The 19542-nt window shown below is 72.2% G+C and carries 12 protein-coding genes; 2 read left to right on the top strand and 10 right to left on the bottom strand.

From position 1 onward, the window contains the following. Positions 1-45 precede the first annotated feature (45 nt). The 3 genes from galK to ACFO6V_RS21425 are packed head-to-tail and all read right to left on the bottom strand — an operon-like array spanning position 46 to position 5347. A complete protein-coding gene (galK, locus tag ACFO6V_RS21435) occupies positions 46-1275 on the bottom strand; it encodes a galactokinase (protein ID WP_377139092.1) in 1230 nt (409 codons plus the stop codon). 21 nt (positions 1276-1296) lie between these two features. After that, the gene (locus ACFO6V_RS21430) at positions 1297-3375 is read right to left on the bottom strand and encodes a beta-galactosidase (RefSeq protein ID WP_377139090.1); all 2079 of its coding nucleotides are present in this window, start codon (positions 3373-3375) and stop codon (positions 1297-1299) included. A gap of 34 nt (positions 3376-3409) precedes the next feature. Beyond that, positions 3410-5347, bottom strand: a complete 1938-nt coding sequence (locus ACFO6V_RS21425) for a glycosyl hydrolase 53 family protein (RefSeq protein WP_377139087.1) — start codon at positions 5345-5347, stop codon at positions 3410-3412. Positions 5348-5596: 249 nt separating this feature from the next. Between ACFO6V_RS21425 and ACFO6V_RS21420 the strand changes: the two genes are divergently transcribed. Further along, positions 5597-6586 carry an NAD-dependent epimerase/dehydratase family protein gene (locus ACFO6V_RS21420; protein ID WP_377139084.1) on the top strand — a complete coding sequence of 330 codons (990 nt, stop codon included), beginning with the start codon at positions 5597-5599 and terminating at the stop codon, positions 6584-6586. 114 nt (positions 6587-6700) lie between these two features. On the opposite strand, the gene ACFO6V_RS21415 is transcribed toward ACFO6V_RS21420, so the two are convergent. From ACFO6V_RS21415 to ACFO6V_RS21400, 4 genes are all read right to left on the bottom strand, one after another. Next, positions 6701-8272, bottom strand: coding sequence for a GMC family oxidoreductase (locus ACFO6V_RS21415; protein ID WP_377139194.1), 1572 nt, complete (start codon positions 8270-8272; stop codon positions 6701-6703). Positions 8273-8294: 22 nt separating this feature from the next. Further along, positions 8295-9779 (bottom strand): aldehyde dehydrogenase family protein, encoded by a 1485-nt coding sequence (locus ACFO6V_RS21410; protein WP_377139081.1) that lies wholly within the window; start codon positions 9777-9779, stop codon positions 8295-8297. A 44-nt stretch (positions 9780-9823) separates the two neighbouring features. Next, on the bottom strand, positions 9824-11917 hold the full coding sequence (betT, locus tag ACFO6V_RS21405) for a choline BCCT transporter BetT (protein ID WP_377139078.1): 2094 nt from the start codon (positions 11915-11917) through the stop codon (positions 9824-9826). 140 nt (positions 11918-12057) lie between these two features. Beyond that, positions 12058-13227 carry an Mrp/NBP35 family ATP-binding protein gene (locus ACFO6V_RS21400; RefSeq protein WP_377139076.1) on the bottom strand — a complete coding sequence of 390 codons (1170 nt, stop codon included), beginning with the start codon at positions 13225-13227 and terminating at the stop codon, positions 12058-12060. 118 nt (positions 13228-13345) lie between these two features. Here ACFO6V_RS21400 and ACFO6V_RS21395 point away from each other — a divergent pair, with 118 nt between their 5' ends. After that, positions 13346-15391: a hypothetical protein gene (locus ACFO6V_RS21395; protein ID WP_377139073.1), complete on the top strand. Its 2046-nt coding sequence runs from the start codon at positions 13346-13348 to the stop codon at positions 15389-15391. 45 nt (positions 15392-15436) lie between these two features. Here ACFO6V_RS21395 and ACFO6V_RS21390 read toward each other — a convergent pair whose 3' ends face one another. The 3 genes from ACFO6V_RS21390 to ACFO6V_RS21380 are packed head-to-tail and all read right to left on the bottom strand — an operon-like array spanning position 15437 to position 18749. Continuing rightward, a complete protein-coding gene (locus tag ACFO6V_RS21390) occupies positions 15437-16654 on the bottom strand; it encodes a Dyp-type peroxidase (RefSeq protein WP_377139071.1) in 1218 nt (405 codons plus the stop codon). Then, on the bottom strand, positions 16651-17409 hold the full coding sequence (locus tag ACFO6V_RS21385) for a hypothetical protein (RefSeq protein WP_377139069.1): 759 nt from the start codon (positions 17407-17409) through the stop codon (positions 16651-16653). Before ACFO6V_RS21385 ends, ACFO6V_RS21390 begins: the two co-directional genes overlap by 4 nt. Continuing rightward, positions 17406-18749 (bottom strand): right-handed parallel beta-helix repeat-containing protein, encoded by a 1344-nt coding sequence (locus tag ACFO6V_RS21380; RefSeq protein ID WP_377139066.1) that lies wholly within the window; start codon positions 18747-18749, stop codon positions 17406-17408. The genes ACFO6V_RS21385 and ACFO6V_RS21380 overlap by 4 nt, the downstream gene beginning before the upstream one ends. Positions 18750-19542: the final 793 nt, after the last annotated feature.

The raw sequence follows: 19542 nt of genomic DNA, 5'->3' as shown, positions 1-19542 counted from the left end.
AGCGGGGTCGGCCGGCGGAGTGGGCCCGACCGATGGAGGCGGCGGTCAGGCCGCCGGCGCGGAGGGCGGCGCCAGCAGGAACGCCGGGGCCGTGAGGCCGGCGTCGGCGAAGGCGTCCGCCACCGCCTGGGCGACCGTGTCGACGTCGGCCCGGTTGACCAGCGCGATAGCGCTGCCGCCGAAACCACCGCCGGTCATCCGCGCGCCGAGCGCGCCCGTCGCCATCGCCGTGTCGACGACGAGGTCGAGCTCGCGGCAGGAAACCTCGTAGTCGTCCCGCAGGGAGACGTGCGAGGCCAGCATGAACGGGCCGACGTCGGCCGCGCGGCCCTCCCGCACCAGGTTCGCGAACCGCGCGGTGCGGTCGATCTCCGACACGACGTGCCGCACCCGGCGACGCAGGACGCCCTCGGCGTCGTGCGGCTCCAGCTCGGCCAGCGCCCGGTCGATACCCATGCCGCCGAGGGCCGGCGCGATCTCGCGGAGGGAGTCCAGCCCGAGCAGCTTCGCGGCCTGCTCGCACGCCGCGCGGCGGGCGCCGTACTCGCCGTCCACGTGCGAGTGCTCGGCCTTGGTGTCGACCACGAGGAGCGTGAGCCCCGCCGTGTCCAGGTCGAACGGCACCGGCACGCCCGACTCCAGGGCGCTGAGCCCCGGGCGGAAGTCGAGCAGCAGCGCGTACCCCTCGCGGCAGCGCAGCGATGCCGACTGGTCGAGGCCACCCGTGGGTGCGCCCGCGATCTCGTTCTCCGCGCGGCGGGTCGCGTCGACCAGCTCGGTGCGCCCGGCGTCGGACGCGGCGAGGCCGAGGCCTGCCACCGCGTCGAGGGCCACCGCGACGGCGGCCTCCAGCGCCGCCGACGAGCTCAGCCCGGCTCCGAACGGCACGCACGAGTCGACCGCGGCGTCGAAGCCGCCGACCTTGTGGCCGGCCTCGGCAAGGGCCCAGGCGACGCCGGCGACGTAGGCGCCCCAGCCGCTGGCACCGGGAGCGATGTCGGAGAGGTTCGCCTCCCATACGCCCTCTGCCTGCGCCGATACCAGGCGGACCCGGTCGTCCTCACGCGGTCGCAGCGCGATGAACGTGCGGTGCGGCAGCGCCGTGGGCAGGCAGAGCCCGGCGTTGTAGTCGGTGTGCTCACCGATGAGGTTGACCCGGCCCGGGGCGGACCAGACGCCCTCGGGGGAGCCGTCGAACGAACTGGTGAAGAGCTCGTCGACCCGGCGCGCGCCTTCCTCGACGGGCCAGGCCTCGAGCCACTGCGGTTCAGTCATGGGAACTATTGTCGCTCGCCGTCAGCGGGTGGTGGTACGCAGCACACGGACCGCGCCCGCGGGGACGTCAGCGGAGCCCGCGAAGGCGTCGCCGGTGAGCAGATCGGTCGCAGGCCCGCCGAGCGGCAGCTTCACCTCGCCGTCGGTGTGGTTGATCGCCACGGTGTAGGTGGCGTCCTCGCCGGTCCGGTGCACCACCTCCAGTCCCTCCACGGTGCCCGACGGCGCCAGGCCGGCGCTCGCGTACACGTCGGTCATGACCGTGGCCAGGGCCTCGACGTCCAGGTTCGTCGACACGTACCAGCCGGTCCCCGCACCGTGCCGGTGGCGGGTGATCGCCGCGCCGCCCGGCGTGGGGCCGTCGACGTAGGAGCCGACCGGCTCGGCGCCGTGGAGCACGAGGTCGTCGGCCCAGACCGTGCCGGTGAGCTCGGTGGTGTCGGTGGTCGCGGCGCCGGCTCCCGCCGCCCCCGCCCGGTAGGTGACGGTGAGCGGTTCGCCGTCGCGCAGCGGGAGGAACTCCTCGACCTGCACGCCGAGCGCATCGCGCAGCGGAGCCATGAAGCCGCCCGGGTGCACGGCGTCGTGCTCGTCGACGATGCCGCTGAAGTAGCTGACCAGCAGCGTGCCGCCGGCCGCGACGTACGCCGTGAGGTTCGCCGCGGCCTCGGCCGTGAGCAGGTACGACGCCGGGGCGACGACCAGCTTGTACCCCGACAGGTCCTGGCTCGGCCGGGCCAGGTCGACGGTGTGGCCGTCCCGCCACAGCCGGTCGTAGTAGGCGTCCACGCGCTCGCGGTGGCGCGCCCCCTCGCTCGGCCGGAACTCCAGGTCCTGTGCCCAGAAGGACTCGTAGTCCCACAGCAGGGCCACGTCCGCCGTGACCCGGGAGCCGCGCAGCTCGGTCAGCCGGCCGAGGTTGGCGCCCAGCTCGGTGACCTCGCGCCACACCCGCGACCCCGTGCCGGCGTGCGGCAGCATCGCCGAGTGGAACTTCTCCGCGCCCGAGCGGGATGCACGCCACTGGAAGAACATGATCGCGTCCGCGCCGCGCCCCAGGTGCGCGAACGAGTTGCGGGCCAGCTCCCCGGGCCGCTTGGCGACGTTGCGCGGCTGCCAGTTCACCGCCGACGTCGAGTGCTCCAGCAGGAGCCACGGCTTGCCGCCCGCGACGGACCGGGTCAGGTCCGCGGCCAGCGCGAGCCCCACGTACCCGCGCGGGTCGGCGGCCCGCAGGTAGTGGTCGTTCGAGACGAGGTCGACCTCCTTGCCCCAGGCGAACAGGTCGGTGGACGGACAGCTCGCCGCCATGAAGTTCGTGGTGACGGGCGCGGAGGAGTACGCGCGGACGGCGTCCCGCTCCGCGATGAAGCAGGCGCGCAGGGCGGCGTCGGAGAACCGCGCGAAGTCGAGCTGCTGGGCCGGGTTCACGGCCTCGGGTGCCGCGGCCGGGACCTGGACGTGCTCCCAGTCCGCGTAGTGCTGACCCCAGAAGGCGGTTCCCCAGGCCGCGTTGAGCGCGTCGAGCGACCCGTACCGCTCGCGCAGCCACTCGCGGAACGCGCGCTGGGCGTGCACCGAGTAGTCGAGGGCGACCGGCGCGCCGTACTCGTTGTGCACATGCCACCCGACGACGGCGGGGTGGGTGCCGTACCGCTCGGCGAGCGCGACGGTGATGCGCAGGGCCGCCTCGCGGTACGCGGGGGCGGTCGGCGCCATCAGGCCGCGCCCGCCCGGGCCCATCGGCGTGCCGTTCCGGTCGACCACGCGGGCATCCGGGTGTGCGGCGTACAGCCAGGCGGGCGGGGCCGCCGTCGGCGTGGCGAGCAGCACCCGCACACCGCCGTCGTGCAGCAGGCCGATGATGCGGTCGAGCCAGGCGAAGTCGAACTCGCCCTCGCGCGGCTCCAGCAGGGCCCAGCTGAAGATGCCGAGGCTGACGAGGTTCACACCCGCCTCGTTCATCAGCCGGACGTCCTCCGCCCAGACCTCCTCGGGCCACTGCTCCGGGTTGTAGTCGCCGCCGTAGCCGATGTGCTCGACGTCGGTCAGCCACCCGTCGTACTGCGGTCCGGGGACGAAGGTCGGGGTCTCAGGCATGAGGGTCCTTTCTGGGGTGTGTCAGCGGAAGCTGTCAGGGCAGGACGTGAATCGTCGCCGTGACCGGCCCGTGGTCGGTGGTGCCGTCGACGGTGACCGTGCCCGGCTCGGCGGTCGCGTCGTCGGGCACGTCCTGCCAGGTGACGCGGACGCCGTCGACGTCCCCGTCGGCAGGGGTCAGGACGTCGACCCGGCGGGGCAGCCGGACGTCGTCGCCCACCGCGGTGACGACGTGCACGGTGTCCTCCAGGACATGTGTGACGTCGCTGTCGTGGAAGACGTCGAGCGACGCGTTGGCCTCGGGGAACCAGCCCTGGCCGGTCTCGACCCAGGTGAACATGGGCTGCCAGTTCGCCGGCTCCCAGACGAGCACGCCCTGCACCCGGTTGCCGGGCACGTCGTTGGCGACCTGGAAGACGCGCTGGATGGCGTCGGCCTGGCCCTGGACGGTCACGGGGAACGGGGAGTTGGGCAGCGGCGCCGGGTCGCCGGGCGGCCAGCTCTCGGCCGGGTAGGCGGTCTCGGCGACGTCGAGCGCGTACTGCGGGAAGGCGTCGGCGATGGTGTGCAGGTTGTGCTCCAGCGCCTCGGGGCTGCCGTGCCACTCGGGGTAGTAGGACAGTGCGAGCACGTCGGGGGCGGCGTCGGCGGCCTCCAGGCGGGTGAGCAGCTGCGTCCAGAACTCCATGGTCTTGTCGAGGCGGCCCGCGTCGACTATCGCGTGGATCTCGACCTCCGACTCCGGGGACGCCTCGCGCACCGCGCGGATGCCCGACGCCATGAGCGTCCCGAACCGGTCCCACTGCTCGGTGTAGAGCTGCTGCTCGGCGGGGTCCTCGCTGCGCCAGTAGTCCCAGAGCAGGCCGCCGCCCGGCTGCGACTGGTAGACGTCCGCCTCCTCGACGAAGTAGGCGGGCGCGGTGGTCCCGATGATCTCGGCCTCGCTGCCGTACATGAAGCCGTTGATCACCTCGTTGCCCACCGCGACCTTGGCGGGGGTGGTGCCCTGCTCCACGAGCTGGGTCAGGTAGTCCGCGGTGAAGTCGTGGACCTCCTGGGTCAGCTCGTCGAAGGGCAGCTCGGCCCAGGCGCGCGGCTTGGGCTGCTTGCTCGGGTCGGCCCAGCTGTCCGCGTAGTGGAAGTCGATGCCGAGGCTCATGTCGTGGTCGGTGATCTCCTCGGCCACCGTGAGCGAGCGTTCCGGGCCCTGGTAGGCAGGGTCGGTCTCGACGCCGGTGGTCTCGTCGCGGGGGTCGTTCCAGATGCGCAGGCGCAGGTGCTCCATCCCGCGGTCCTTGACGACGTCGAGCAGGTGCGGGCCCGGGTCCGGCTCACCGGCGAGGGCCGCCTCCGCGTCGAGGTAGTACGGCTGGTCGCGCTCCTGGTCGGCGTAGGAGAGGTCGGCGCCGAGCCTCAGGTCGTCGCGCAGGTAGTTGTAGGCATGCAGCTCGGCGACGCCGTTCGTGCCCGGCCGCGGGGCGGTGAACCGGACGCGCAGGTACCGGGTGCCGTCCCTGTCGACCAGTGCGGTGGTGCCGGCCGCGCCGCTGCGGCCGTCCCGGTGGTCGGCTAGGGTCGTCCAGCGCTTGCCGTCGGCCGAGGCCTCGACGACGTAGCGGGCGGGCGCCGCGTCCGCGAGCACCACCTCTACCTTGTGCAGCCCGTCGTACGCGCCGCCGAGATCGACGGTGAGGGCCTGGTCCCGCTTGCCGTGGCGGCTGCCGGACGTCGACGCGGCCGGGCGCCAGGCTGTGCCGTCGTCGCCGTCGAGCGCGTTGCCGGCGTCGGCATCGTTGCTGGTGGCGCGGGCTGTGACCCAGCCCTTGCCGGCGAGGTCGGTCTCGACGGGCTCGATCACCGCCTCGCCGTAGCCTGCTGCCGACGGTCCGATCGCGAGGCCCGCCGTCGTCAGCGCGACGACGAGTGCGGCGCCGCCCGCGAGGGCGCGCCTGCGGTGTGTGCTGTGCGTCATGAGGACTTCCTTGTCCTGGGTCGGGGGCGTTCGTCCGGGGTGTCGGGACAACGTTAGATCCTCGGCGCGTGCGGGGGAATACGCTTCCCTGCGCCGGAGGGATTCGTTGGGGCCGTTGGCTTGCATCGATTTACTCGTGGCCACTGTAGAGGGCGCCCGGAGGCCTACCGAAATTGGCTACGCCCGCCGGAGATTCGCCACCAGCAGATCCGCGTGGTCTCCGTCGCCGCGATGCGGTTCGGTGGACACATGCGAATCCTGGTTCTCGGTGGAACGGTCTTCCTCTCCCGCGCGGTCGCGGAAGCGGCGGTGGCACGGGGGCACGACGTCACGTGCGCGGCCCGCGGCGTGAGCGGCACGGTGCCCGACGGCGCCACCCTCGTCCCCTGGGACCGCGCCGACGCGGTGCCCGCCGATCTCACGGCCTCGCCGTTCGACGCCGTCGTCGACGTCTCGCGCATCCCGTCGCACGTACGCCGCGCGGTCGCGGCGTTCCCGGACGCCCACTGGACGTTCGTCTCGACCATCAACGTCTACGCGGACACGGCGACACCGGGTGGCACGCCGGCGACGCTGCCTCTGCTCGACCCCATCGAGACCGACGAGGACCCGGGTGACGGTCCGGACGTCTACGGCGCCATGAAGGTGGCGTGCGAGAACACGGTCCGCTCCGGCGCCGCGGCCGCGCTCGTGATCCGGCCGGGCCTGATCGTGGGCCCTGGCGACCCGAGCGGCCGGTTCACGTACTGGCCCGCCCGGTTCGCCGAGGCGGCGCGTGACGGCCTGCCGGTGCTGGTCCCCGAGCCGGTGGACGCCCCCGTCCAGCTCGTCGACGTCCGTGACCTCGCGGAGTGGATAGTGACGGCGGCGGAGGCGGGCACCACCGGAGACTTCGACGCCGTCTGCCCGCCGGTGCCCCGGTCGGAGCTCCTTACCCAGGTGGCCGACGGCGCCGGGGCGGACCCGGAGCTCGTCCCCGTCAGCCCCGAGTTGCTCGCCGAGCACGAGGTCGTCCCGTGGTCGGGCCCCCGTTCGATCCCGTTCTGGGCTGCCGACCTGGTCGACTCCGGCTTCATGGCGCACGACGTCACGTCGTCGCTGGAGGCGGGTCTGATGATCCGACCGTTCACGGAGACCACGCGCGACACGCTTGCCTGGCTCAGCGCCACCCCCGACGCGAAGGTCACGGGCCTGACCCGGGAGGAGGAACAGGAGGTGCTGACGGCCGTCCGCGGCTGAGCACCGCAGCCACGACGCACCAGGCGCTGCAGCAGTACCGGGAGCACAATCAACGCACCGCGGAGGTGTCAGACGTACAGGTCACCCGGGTGACCTGTACGTCTGACACGAACGTCAGGCTTTCGCCTCCTCCTTGAGGAAGTCCGCGCAGCGTTCGCCGATCATCATCACCGTGATGTTCGGGTTGACCGTGGTGATCTCCGGCATGACCGACGCGTCCGCGACGCGCAGCCCCGTGACGCCCTTGACCCGCAGCCGCGGGTCCAGCGGGGAGGAGTCGTCGTCCGCCGCACCCATCCGCACCGACCCGGTCGGGTGGTAGACCGTGTTGTGGGTACGGGAGATGTAGTCCGCTATCTCCTCGTCGGTCCGCACGTCCGGCCCTGGGTACAGCTCCGCGCCGGCCCACTGCGCCATCGCGGGCTGCGCGACGATCTTCCGCGCGAGCTTGATGCCCTCGACCATCACCTTCATGTCGTACGGGTCGGTGAAGTACTTGGGGTCCACCATCGGCTTGTCCCGGAAGTCGCGGGAGCGCAGCCGGACCGTGCCGCGGGAGCGCGCGTGCGTCACGTTCGGGGTGAGGCAGAACCCGTTCTCCGTGGTCGGGTAGCCCTGCCGCGCCGTATGCATGTCGAAGGGCACGGAGCCGTAGTGCATCATCAGGTCCGGCCGGTCCAGGTCCGGCTCGGTGGCCGCGAAGATGCCGATCTCCCACCACTGCGTCGAGGACGTGGTCATCGGCTGCTTCGCCTCCCACTGGATCACCCCTTCGGGGTGGTCCTGCATGTGCGAGCCGACGCCGGGGGCATCCACCAGCACGTCGATCCCCACCTCCGCGAGATGCTCCGCCGGGCCGATGCCCGACAGCATGAGCAGCTTGGGCGAGTCGATGGCGCCCGCCGACAGGACCACCTCGTGCCGCGCGGTGAACGTGCGGTGGTGGATCAGGTCCGGGTCGAGCACCTCGACGCCCGTGCACCGGGTGCCGTCGAAGAGCAGCCGCCTGGCACGGTGCTCGGTGAGGATCGTCAGGTTCGGCCGGTCGAGGATCGGGTGCAGGTAGCTCACCGACGACGACGAGCGGACGCCGTCCTCCCGGGCGTTGATCTGGAAGAAGCTGGCGCCGGTGACGACCGTCGTGCCGTCGTTGAACTGCACGCGGGGGATGCCCGCCTGCTCGCACGCGTCCAGGACCGCCACGCCGCACGGGTCCGTGGACGGGACCTGGCGGATCCGCACCGGGCCGTCGTGCCCGTGGTGCACGCCGGGCTGGTCGTTGTTCTCGAGCTTCGTGTAATAGGGGCGGGACTCCTGCGCCCGCCAGCCGGTGGCGCCCATCGCCTCCCACTGGTCCAGGTCCTCGGCGGGAGCCCAGAACGCGATGCACGAGTTGTGCGAGGAGCAGCCGCCGAGCACCTTGGCACGCGCCTGCCGCATGAACGAGTTGCCGTTGGTCTGCGGCTCGATCGGGTAGTCCCAGTCGTAGCCCGACTCCAGCAGCCCCATCCAGCGGTCGAGCTGGAGGATCGCGTCGTCGCCGACGTCGGACGGCCCCGCCTCCAGCAGGGCGACAGAGACCGCCGGGTCCTCGCTGAGCCGGGCCGCGACCGCGGCGCCGGCGGAACCCCCGCCGATCACCACGTAGTCGAAGGTGCTCTCGCCGGTCTGCGCGGCGGCCTGCATCTCGGGGTGCTTCGCGGGCTGCTCAGTCATCGGTGCCTCCGAACCATCCGGTCACTGCCGGGCGCAGGTTCTGGTAGATGTGCTTGGACTCCTGGTACTCGGCGAGGCCCGCGAGGCCGAGCTCCCGGCCGAACCCGGACTGCCCATAGCCGCCCCACTCCGCCTGCGGCAGGTAGGGGTGGTAGTCGTTGATCCAGATCGTGCCGTGCCGCAGCCGGTTCGCGACCCGCTGGGCCTTGCCGGCGTCCTGCGACCAGACGGCGCCGGCCAGGCCGTAGATCGTGTCGTTGGCGATCTCGACGGCCTCGTCCTCGGTCCTGAACGTCTCGACGGTCACCACGGGACCGAACGCCTCGTCGACGACGGCGGAGCTGCCGCGCCGGACGCCGTCGAGCACCGTGGGCAGGTAGTAGAAGCCCGCCTCCAGCTCGCCCGTGCCCCACTCGCCGCCGCAGCGGACGACGGCGCCCTCCTCGACGGCCTTCGCCACGTACGCGGTGACCTTGTCCCGGTGCGCGGCGGAGATCAGCGGCCCGGTCTCCGCGGCGTCGTCGAACGGCCCGCCCAGCCGGATCTGCCGGGCCCGGCGCACCAGCTCGTCGACGAAGCGGTCGTGGATCGACTCCTCCACGACCAGCCGCGCCCCGGCCGAGCACACCTGCCCGGAGTGCACGAACGCCCCGTTGAGCGCGTTGTCCACCGCGGCGTCGAAGTCGGCGTCCGCGAAGATCACGTTCGGGTTCTTGCCGCCCAGCTCCAGGGCCACCTTCTTGACGGTGGCGGCGGCGCTCGCGGCGATGATCCGGCCGGTGAGGAGGCCGCCGGTGAACGACACCAGGTCGACGTCGGGGTGAGCCGAGAGCGGTGCGCCCGCCTCGGGACCCGCGCCCAGCACCAGGTTCGCGACGCCCGCCGGCACGCCCGCATCGGTCAGCACGTCCATCAGCAGGACGGCGGTGTGCGGGGTGAGCTCGCTCGGCTTGAGCACGAACGTGTTGCCCGCCGCGAGGCAGGGCGCCACCTTCCACACGGCCTGCAGCAGCGGGTAGTTCCACGGCGAGATGAGGCCGCACACCCCCACCGGCTCGTGCACCACGCGGCTCAGCACGTCGGGACTGCCGGCGTCGACCACGCGCCCGGCGTCCACGCCCGCCAGCTTCGCGTACCAGCGGAAGCAGGCGATGCAGTCGTCGATGTCGATGCGGCTCTCGACCAGGCGCTTGCCCGTGTCGCGGGACTCGGCGAGGGCGAAGTCCTCCGCCCGCTCGGCTAGGAGGTCGGCCACGCGGTGCAGCAGCTCGCCGCGCTCGGGCGCGGTCGTGGCCCGCCACGGGCCGGCGTCGAACGCCCGGCGGGCCGCCGCGATCGCCCGCTCGGTGTCGGCGGCGGTCGCCTCAGAAACCTCCGCGACGAGCGAGCCGTCCGCCGGACAGCGGATCTCGCGGGTGGCGCCTGCGGCCGCTGCCGCCCAGGTGCCGTCGATGTACAGGGTGGTCGGTGTGCTCATGGTGGTGCTCCCGGTCGAGACGTACACGTGCGGGTGTGCGGTAGTCAGCTTTCGATCGGTTCCGTGTCGTGCGTCGGCGAGCTGCTCGCGTGCAGGAACAGCAGGTGCCGCTCGTACTGGTCCAGGACGTCGGCGATGAGCTGTTCCTTGGCGTAGTCGGTGACGTCGTAGCCCTGCGTGCCCTCCGCGAGGAGCACCTCGACACGGAAGTACGTGTCGCCCTGGTCTGACGTGTTCATGCGGAACGTCGGCGTGGGGTGGGCCTGCGGCCACAGCGTGTAGGTGAACGGGGCCTCGTCGCCGTGCTCGACCGTGAGCGTGATGGCCGGCAGCCCGGTCTCGCCCACCGACGCCTCCGTGCAGGAGGTCGCGATGCCCTGCTCCTCGAGCGCGGCGGAGACCTCGGTGAGGGCCGGGCGCACCGTCCGGTCGATGAACCGCAGCACGTGGCGGCGGTCGGGGAAGCTGACCAGCCGCTTGAGCCGCTGCCGCCAGCCCGGGACGCCGCTGGCTCCCGGGTGCCCGATGCGGCCCGACAGGCTGGACGGCAGCGCGGTGCGGAGGGTGTCGAACTTCTGCCCCTCGGTGCGCAGCACCTTGTAGAGGGAGAACATCACGCCGAACATCACGAGCGAGAACGGCAGGCCCATGATGATCGTGCCGGACTGCAGTGTGGTGATGCCGCCCGCGATCAGCATGCCTGCCGTGAGGAGGCCCGTGGCCGACGCCCAGAAGATGCGCAGCCAGATCGGCCCGTCGTCCGACGCCTCGTGCATCTTGATGGTCAGGTGCGAGAGGACGAGCGCGCCCGAGTCGGCGGACGTCACGTAGAACAGCAGCCCGATGAAGATGGCCAGCCCGATCGTCGCGGGCGCCGCGGGGAACTGCTGGAGCAGGGCGTAGATGCCCGACGCCGGGTCGTTCATCGCCGCGTCGCCGAACGCCGCCCCCTCGGCGCCGCCGTTGCGGATGTGGTCGAGCGCGCTGTTGCCGAAGACGGACACCCACAGCAGCACGAACACGAACGGGATGGTGAGCGTGCCGACCACGAACTGGCGGATGGTCCGGCCGCGCGAGATCCGCGCGAGGAACAGCCCCACGAACGGCGCCCAGGCCACCCACCAGGCCCAGAAGAACAGCGTCCACGCGTTCATCCACTCGGTGGGCGCGTCGAAGGCGTAGGTGTTCAGCGTCATGCCGGGCAGGCGGGAGACGTAGTCGCCGACGTTCATCACCAGCGCGTTGAACAGGAACGTCGTCTTGCCGGTGACGACGAGGAACAGCACCAGCAGCAGGGCGAGCACCACGTTGAGCTCGGACAGGCGCCGCACACCGCGCTGCACGCCGGAGATCACGGACAGCGTCGCCATCACGACGGCGAGCGCGAGCAGCGCCACCTGTGCGCCGACGCCGATCGGCACGCCCACCAGGTCGGAGAGCCCGCGGTTGAGCATCTCGACGCCGATGCCGAGGGTGGTGGCCAGACCGAAGACGGTGCCGAGGACGGCGGCGACGTCGACGGCGTCGCCGAGCCTGCCCCAGACGCGGTCGCCGAACAGCGGGTGCAGCACGGACCGGATACTCAGCGGCATGTTGCGCCGGTACGCGAAGTAGGCGATCGCCATGCCCATGAGGGCGTACATGCCCCAGCCGATCACGCCGTAGTGGAACAGCGTCCAGACGATGGCCATCCGGGCGGCCTCGACCGTGCCGCCCTCGCCGACGGGCGGGGCCAGGTACTGGGTTGCGGGCTCGGCGACCGAGTAGAACATCAGGTCCGTGCCGATGCCCGCTGCGAACAGCATCGCGGACCAGGTGAACAGGCCGAACTGCGGCTTGGACTGCTCCGGGCCGAGCTTGATGCGGCCCGCGCGGGAGAGGGCGACGCCGATCACGAACACCAGGAACGCGGCGGCCGCGACGAAGTAGTAGGCGCCGAACCAGTCGGAGATCCTGGCGACGACGACGCCGATGTACTGCTCGGTCTGCGCGGGCCAGATGATCGCGGTGAGGCCGACCACGAGGATCAGCGCCGCGGAGCCGAAGAACACCGGCGGATTGATGCTGCTGTGCCGTGGTGCTTCGACTGGGCTATCGGCTGCTGCGGTCGGACTCTCGGTCTTGGCCGGGCTGCTCATGTTTTCCTTCGTCGACGACGTTGGGCGCTGCCCACCGTACATCGAGATGAAATTTCACCCGTTATCTGGATGGTCGAGGCCCCACCGGCCGGGTATACGGACCCAGCGCTACGCCCGACGTCGGGGCGCCGCTCGGCAGCTCAGACCGGCGCGAGCCCCAGGTTGCGGCCCGCGAGGCCGCGGCGGCGCTTCGCGAGCCCGCGGGCGACGTCGGCCAGCACCCGGGCGCCCGGTGAGTCCGGCGCGGTCAGGACCACCGGGGTGCCGTCGTCACCACCCTCGCGGACGGCGACGTCGAGCGGGATCTGGCCCAGCAGCGGCACGTCCTTGCCCACGAGCTCGGTGAGCCGGGCCGAGACCTTCGCGCCTCCGCCGGAGCCGAAGATCTCCATGCGGGTGCCGTCGGGCTGCTCCAGCCACGACATGTTCTCGACCACGCCGACGACGCCCTGCTGTGTCTGGGTCGCCACCGATCCCGCGCGCTCGGCGACCTCGGCGGCCGCCGCCTGCGGCGTCGTGACCACCAGGATCTCGGACGACGGCAGCAGCTGCGCCACCGAGATGGCGATATCGCCGGTACCCGGCGGGAGGTCGAGGAGCAGCACGTCCAGGTCGCCCCAGAACACGTCGGCCAGGAACTGCTCCAGGGCGCGGTGCAGCATCGGCCCGCGCCAGACGACCGGCTGTCCCGGCGGCACGAACATGCCGATCGAGACCACCTTGACGCCGTGCGCGATGGGCGGCAGCAGCATGTTGTCGACCCGGGTGGGCTGACGGTCGACGCCCAGCATGCGGGGGATCGAGAAGCCGTAGATGTCGGCGTCGATCACGCCTACCGAGAGGCCGTCCGCCGCCATGGCCACCGCGAGGTTCGCCGTGACCGACGACTTGCCCACGCCACCCTTGCCCGACGCCACGGCGAAGACCTTGGTCATCGAGCCCGGCTGTGAGAACGGGATGACGGGGTCGCCCGCGCCGCCGCGCAGCATCGAGCGCAGCGAGGAGCGCTGCTCCGGCGTCATCACGCCCAGCTCGACGTCGACACCGGCCACCCCGTCGACGGCTGACGCTGCGGCCGTCACGTCCTTGATGAGCGTCGATTTCATGGGACAGCCGGCAACCGTCAGGTCGACGCCGACGGTCACGTGGGCGCCCGGTTCGGAGGTGGTCCCGGTGGTCGAGCCGGTCGAGACCACTACCGACCGGACCATGCCCAGATCGGTGATGGGGCGCCGGATCTCGGGGTCGAGCACACCGGTCAGCGCGTCGCGGACGCGCGCCTCGAGTGCGGGGGAGTCGACTGGGGTCATGAATCGATCCTATGGGCCGGGTCCAGGGGGGTGGAATCAGCAGGCTCTTTCATGTCTTTGCAATGAATGACAGTTGAAAACGGTACGCTGCGTCACCACCAAGGGTGAGGAGGCCCCCATGACCGAGTCACGCGTCCCCGCGCGGGTCTTGCGTGTCGCCTCCGAGGACCAGGCCCGCGAGCTCGCCGCCGCACTGCAGCGGCCCGGCCGCAACCAGCCTGTGGTGGTCATCTCGACGCCCGCCGGGCGCGATGTCCCGTACGTGGACCCGAAGCGGGTGCTCGACGACGTCGCCGGGCTCGCCGAGGTGGTGGTGATCCCCACGGGCGACGTGTCGTGGGCGTTCTCGTCCGGCATGCCGCCGGACACCCAGGTCTACGGCGGCGCGTCCCGCGTCTACGGCACGGACCTGGAGTGGGTGCACCATCCGCGGCGCTCGCCGCTGCACTTCGCCTACTCCGCGGACGAGGACGAGCGGGTGCGGGAGCGCCTGGTCGGCGACGTCATGCGGTTCGCGGTGCGCGCGGGGATCGTGGGCGCGCCCCGGTCCGCACCGGACGCGGCGACCACCGAGGGCAAGGTGCTGGGCGTGCTCGGCACACGCGCCCTGATCAGCACCGAGGACGGCGGCCAGGCCACCGTCGCCGAGGAGCTCGTCTTCTCCGACGTCGCGCTGGCGCGGGTGCTCGCGCCGGGCATGCGGGTCACCGGAGTGCTGGACCCCGCGCGCCGCCTCCTCGACATCCGCGGCATGCTGCCCGACGCCGACGCGCTGCGCCGGGTGGTCAACGCCACCTACCGGGTGGGTCACGTGGTGCTCGGCCGGGTCGAGGTGGTCGAGCCCGACGCGGTACGGATCGCGCTGGCGCCGGGCGTCGTCGTGCGGGTGCGCCGCGCGGAGATCACCGGCAACGACCTGGACCTGCTGAGCGACCTCTTCACGCCGGGCGAGGTCGTGGCGGCCCGCCGGGTGCCCGCGCCGCTCGACGGCCTGGCGCTACGTCTCGACGACGTCGACGAGACGGAGGACGAGCCGGTCCCCGCGATAGCGCTCCTGGCCGACGGGCCGCCCTGGCTGGAGCCGCCGCCCCCTCTGCCGATCGAGCCCCCTCGCTCCTCGCTGGTCGAGCCCGTGGTGATCTCCCGACTCCCGCTGGTCCCGCGTGTCGAGAGCAGCCGACTCCCGCTGGTCGATCTCGTCGAGACCCGCCGGGTCCCGGTGGTCGAACCTGCCGAGACCTCTGACCCCTCGCTGGTCGAGCTTGTCGAGACCCCGCCCACGCCCGCCGACCTGTTCGGCCCGCGCCAGTCCGACCCGGGCCCCGGACGCCCGGCCCCCGACACCGGCCCGGTGCCCACGCCCCCGGGCGGCCAGCGGGCGCCGACCCCCGGCGACGTGGCCGCGTGGCACGCCGGCGGGCACGACGCGCTGCCGTCCCCCACGTCGTTCGCGTCCTCCGACACACCCGCCGAACCACCAGGCAAGGCGGCGCGTGACCTCAGCCTCTCCCTCGACGCGGCGCGGGCCCAGGTCTCGGCGCTTGGCAAGGAGCTGCTGGACGACAAGGTCAAGCGGCACCAGGTGGAGCTGGAGGTGGACCGGCTGCTCGGCCGGGTCGGCGAGCTCACCGAACGGCTCGAACGCAGCGAGCGCCGCGCCGAGCAGCAGGCGACGGCCCTCCGCAAGGCGCGGCAGGAGGCGGCGCGTCTCCGCCGTCGGCTGGGGGACGCCGGGGTCGAGGTGCCCGAGGACCGGCACTTCGTCGACGACGAGGAGCAGCTCCGGTTCGAGGTGCTGAGCGAGTGGGCCCGGGCGATCCCGGCCGCCGAGAAGGCCGGGCGCCCCCTGGCGGAGTACGCGCTCGGCTCGCGGTTCCTCGCCTCCCTGACCGACGTCGAGGGGGTGAGCCGCGACCGGGTGGTCTGGACGCTCGTCATGGTGCTCACCGGGCTGGCTCCCGGGATGAACGGTCTGCAGGTCCACCGTCTGCGGACGGGCGCGGGCGGCGACGACCCCGCCAGGCACCGCGACGACGGCGCCGTGTGCTGGCGGGTCTCGCTGCAGGTCAACACGCCGTCGGCCCGGAGGCTGCACTACTGGAAGCTGCCGGGTGGGTCCTACGAGCTGTCGCGCGTCGTGCTCCACGACGACGTGGAGCCGTAGTCCCCGGTCCGCCCGCCGCAGGCCCGGCCGGTCGGCGGCGCGCGGCTACCCGGTCAGGGTCGAGCCGAGCGGCCGCGTCGCGTCGAACCCCGGGAGCACGAGGAACGTGGCGCTCGCCGTCGGGGTGACGAAGTCCGTGAGCGCGTCTGCCTCGTCGAGCCGGTGCTGCGTACGGACGAACGTGTCGAGCTCGCGCTGGAAGCAGACGAAGAGCAGCCCGGTCTCCCCGGGGTCGTCGCCGACGGCGGGCGTGGCGAACGTGTAGCCGCGCCGGAGCATGAGGCCGCTGCCCGTGAACGAGGGGTGCGCCGCACGGGTGTGGGACCGCGCGGGCACGAGGTACTCGCCCGCGGGGGTCTTGGCGTGCAGGTCGACATCGTCCGACAGGGTGCCGCCGGACAGCGGGGCGCCGTCGGAGCGGCGTCGTCCCATGACGGCGTCCTGGCTCTCTGGTGGCAGGCCGGCGAACCGTTCGGTGTCCAGGACGAGCCGCCGCACCACGCAGACGGTGCCGCCGGCCACCCGCGGGTCGCCACCGTCGTCCGCCGTGGGCAGCCAGACCTCGCGAGCCAGCTCGTCGCCGCCGTGCGGGACGACTATGCCGTCGTGGAAGCCGAGCGGGTTCCGCACGACGGTGCCTTCGCCAGGTCCGCGAAAGCAGGGCTCGGACCAGCGGAGGGTGGTGTCACCGAGTGCGGCGCGGAGCTCGCGGAGCGCGGTGGGCAGGGCCAGCGGGTCGGAGCCGTGCACGGCGAGCAACAGGTCGCCACCCTGGCGGCGCGGGTCCATCGATCCGTCGCCCGCGAACGAGGGGAGCTCCGTCGCGCCGGGGAGGCCGGGGTCGATACCGGCGACGAGCCGGGGCCCGAGCCCTACCGTGACGGTGAGGTCGCCGGGGCCGTCGGGGAGCGGCCCTGCGCTGTTCGTGACCGTGAGGATCGCCGCACCCAGGGCGGCGATCCGGGGGCCGAGGTCGGCGGGGCCGTCCGGCAGGTCGAGCACCGCGAGCAGGCCGAACCGCTGCGGCGTAGCGGGCCGGGCGATCCCGGCCTGCGTGGCCCCGGTGGCCTCCACGACGTCGGACGGCGGCTCCAGGGTGACGGTGTCGGTTTCCGTGCCGGCTCGCGCGGACGTCGGCGCCCGGCCGTAGGCGTCCGGGCCGCCGAGCGCCCCGGTGGCGGCCACCCCGCCGGCCGTCGCGGCCAGGCCCGCGATCGCGCCGCCGGTGCCGAACAGCAGCTCTCGTCGGCTGACGCCGCTCATCCGTCACTCCTCAGGGCATTCATACGGGTATCGGGGAGTGCACTCGGGTCGACCTCCTTGAGGACCGCCGGGACGGTCAGCGTGGCGTCCTCCAGGGTGACCTCTGCCCACTCCTCGCCGAGACGTACGTCCACCCGGTGGGCGAGGCCGCTCCGGTCCACCCAGTAGTGGATGCCCGCGGCGTCCGGGTCGCCTCCGTCTGTCTGCTGGTCGGTCGGACCCGCGAACACCGTCACCTCCTGCCGGCCCGCGGTGTCCTCGCGCAGCCAGAGCGCACCCCCCTGCCTGATGAGCAACGGGTTCTCGGGGCGGTCAGCGCCCAGGCCCGCGAGCACCGTCAGCACGACGGCGAGCGGTGAGGTACCCGCGTCCAGCTTCCCGGCCTGCCAGCCGTCGAGCGACGTCACGGGTTCGCCGAGGTGGTTGCCTGCGGTGGTCGCGAGGACGCGGCCGTCCCAGACGACCCGGTCGGAGGGCACGCCGTCGGCCGAGACGAGCCCGTAGCCGGTGTGCGTCGTGTAGTCGTACCAGCCCTCGAGGACCACGTCGTGGCCCTGGTCCGTGTACGTCGCCGTGACCTTGCGGCTGCCGGCGTCGAAGTTCCGGAACCGGACGCTCGCCAGCCGCTCGGACTCCGCCACGGTGACCGGGCGTACGGCGCTCTCCTCCAACGCGAGTTCGGCGCCGCCGGAGCAGGCGGCGGTGAGCAGCAGCGTCACCGCGACGAGGGCGCCGGCGGCCCGTCGCCGCGTCATGCCACACCACTCCGTTCGGCGAGCAGGCCGGCGGCGGGAACGCCGTCAGGCAGCTCTGCGTCGTCGGTCACGGCGGGCGGCAGCGGGCCCGGCACCGTCTCGACGTCGCTCATCCCGGGCTGGGCCGGTGGCGCGGGGACCTTCAGGAAGCTGACCCCGGGCGGGACCGCCACGTCCGGGAGCGCGTCGGGCGAGACGGCGGCCAGTGGCGACGTCGTCCCGCAGCGCGTACCCAGGTTCTCCGGCAGCGTGGACGGCCGCCCACCCGCGCAGTTGTCCCGGGCCGGCGTCCGCTCCGCCGAGATGTTCGCGATGTCGACGCCGTTGGCGTCCAGGCCGGCGGCCGACCAGGCGCCGTCCATCCGGTTCCCGACGGCGGCCAGGTCCTCCGTGTTGGCGAGCAGGACACCCGCGCGCGGGTTCCCCGCCACCAGGTTGTCCCGCAGCACGTTGTCCCGGCCGCCGCTGATGCCCACGCCGATGCCGAATCCGCCCTCGGCATGTGCGGGAGAGTCGGCAGCGTCGTTCGAGCTGATGACATTTCCCACAATGGTATTGCCGTGCTGGGGCGTAAAAGCCTCCAGGTAGTTCGACAGCAGCGTCATCCCGATCCGGTTGTGCGAGAACCTGTTCCCGGTCACGACCACCGAGTCGGAGGCGTTGGCATTCTCGAAACCAACGGCGTTGCGCTCGGCCACATTATTGGTAACGAGAATGTCACAGTCCTTGCATTGCCCCACGTAGATGCCCGAATCGGCAGAACCGGAGGCGTAGGAGTCCGCGATGACGCCGTGGCGGGCGTCGAACGCGTAGATGCCGTACAGCCCGTTGTTCGACGCCGTGACGTTCCGGATCGCGAACCGCTCGACGGGCGGGAACTGCTCGGGGTCGAGCCGTTCGTAGCCGTCGAGACCGTGCGCGGTGGGGCCCGCCTCATCGTGCATGCCCGTGACGAGCACGCCGTAGTACATCGTGCGGCGCACGGTGAGGTTCTCGATGCGCACGCCGTCGGCGGTGGCTATGACGCCGGAGCTGCGCATGCCCCCGCCGTCGATCACCACGTCGTTGCGCTCGGTTCCGCGCAGCGTGACGTCGTCCGTGCCGATCAGGACCTCCTCGGCGTACGTCCCCGGGGCGACGAGCACGAGGTCGCCCGGGGCGGCGGCGTCGACGGCCGCCTGGATCGTCTCGAACGCCTCGGGGACGCGCAGGACGCCGGGCGTCCCGTCGGCGGAGGACGCGGGGCCGGCCGCGCACGCCGAGAGGGCGAGGACGGATGCAATTGCGGCGGTTCGGGGTATATATCCGAACAATGATTGTAAGTGCCTCTTCGGTGGCATGCGCGGAGTGTAGGCAGGCGGGCCTGTCGCGCACCTGCTGAACCGCAATGTGCCTGCTCCGGGGCTTGTGTGCCTTAGGCATGCGTTTTCGCGTTTCCGATTCGTTCAGGAATGCACTCACTTGCATTCCCGTGCGTCGCGGCAAAGTTTTCGGACAATACGCGGCCAGCAGTGCTTTCGACTTGCACTGCCTACTCGCGTGGCATCTCATGACGTCGGATTGTCGAGACATGTGAAGAAGCATTGTCCGTTTTATGACAGGAGAAAAAGACATGGGAATTCGCCAGCGCTCTGAGCGCGGTGCGCATGGGTGGTGGGCCTCCTGGGCCGGAGCCCATGAACTCACCCCGCGGCTCGACGTCCGACGAATCGGTGTCTCATCACCGCGCAGCCTCGTTGCCGGCGGCGGAGCGCTCGCGCTCACCGCAGTGCTGATGGTTCCGGGAATGGCCCCGTCGGCCTCGGCGGCACCGGACGACGTGATCGCCGCGGGCCAGGTCTGGGAGGACAACGACGGCGACGGCGCGTACGACGACGACGGCTCCGACGGATTCCTGGAGCAGGGCGTCGGCAACGTCACGGTCACCGTGACCGACGCGCTCGGAAACTCCGCGACCACGCGCACCAACCGCGTCGACGCGGCAGGCGGCTGGTCGATGACCGAGGGCGAGTTCACCGACCAGACCGGCGAGGTGCCCCATGTCGCCGACGGCGCGGCCGCCGCGGAGCTGCGCGTCACCTTCTCCGACATCCCTGAGGGCTATGCGTCGTGGCTGGCCGGCGACCTCGCGGA

The organism is Promicromonospora alba (assembly GCF_042654905.1).
GTDB lineage: Bacteria > Actinomycetota > Actinomycetes > Actinomycetales > Cellulomonadaceae > Promicromonospora > Promicromonospora alba.
This window is presented reverse-complemented; position numbering and strand designations above follow the sequence as displayed.

Coding starts and splice junctions, on each gene's coding strand:
- ACFO6V_RS21410 (WP_377139081.1), bottom strand. CDS start 9,779: ATGAGCACACCGACCACCCTGTACATCGACGGCACCTGGGCGGCAGCG.
- ACFO6V_RS21425 (WP_377139087.1), bottom strand. CDS start 5,347: ATGACGCACAGCACACACCGCAGGCGCGCCCTCGCGGGCGGCGCCGCA.
- ACFO6V_RS21390 (WP_377139071.1), bottom strand. CDS start 16,654: ATGAGCGGCGTCAGCCGACGAGAGCTGCTGTTCGGCACCGGCGGCGCG.
- ACFO6V_RS21385 (WP_377139069.1), bottom strand. CDS start 17,409: ATGACGCGGCGACGGGCCGCCGGCGCCCTCGTCGCGGTGACGCTGCTG.
- ACFO6V_RS21395 (WP_377139073.1), top strand. CDS start 13,346: ATGACCGAGTCACGCGTCCCCGCGCGGGTCTTGCGTGTCGCCTCCGAG.
- ACFO6V_RS21380 (WP_377139066.1), bottom strand. CDS start 18,749: ATGCCACCGAAGAGGCACTTACAATCATTGTTCGGATATATACCCCGA.
- ACFO6V_RS21420 (WP_377139084.1), top strand. CDS start 5,597: ATGCGAATCCTGGTTCTCGGTGGAACGGTCTTCCTCTCCCGCGCGGTC.
- betT (WP_377139078.1), bottom strand. CDS start 11,917: ATGAGCAGCCCGGCCAAGACCGAGAGTCCGACCGCAGCAGCCGATAGC.
- ACFO6V_RS21430 (WP_377139090.1), bottom strand. CDS start 3,375: ATGCCTGAGACCCCGACCTTCGTCCCCGGACCGCAGTACGACGGGTGG.
- ACFO6V_RS21415 (WP_377139194.1), bottom strand. CDS start 8,272: ATGCAGGCCGCCGCGCAGACCGGCGAGAGCACCTTCGACTACGTGGTG.
- galK (WP_377139092.1), bottom strand. CDS start 1,275: ATGACTGAACCGCAGTGGCTCGAGGCCTGGCCCGTCGAGGAAGGCGCG.
- ACFO6V_RS21400 (WP_377139076.1), bottom strand. CDS start 13,227: ATGACCCCAGTCGACTCCCCCGCACTCGAGGCGCGCGTCCGCGACGCG.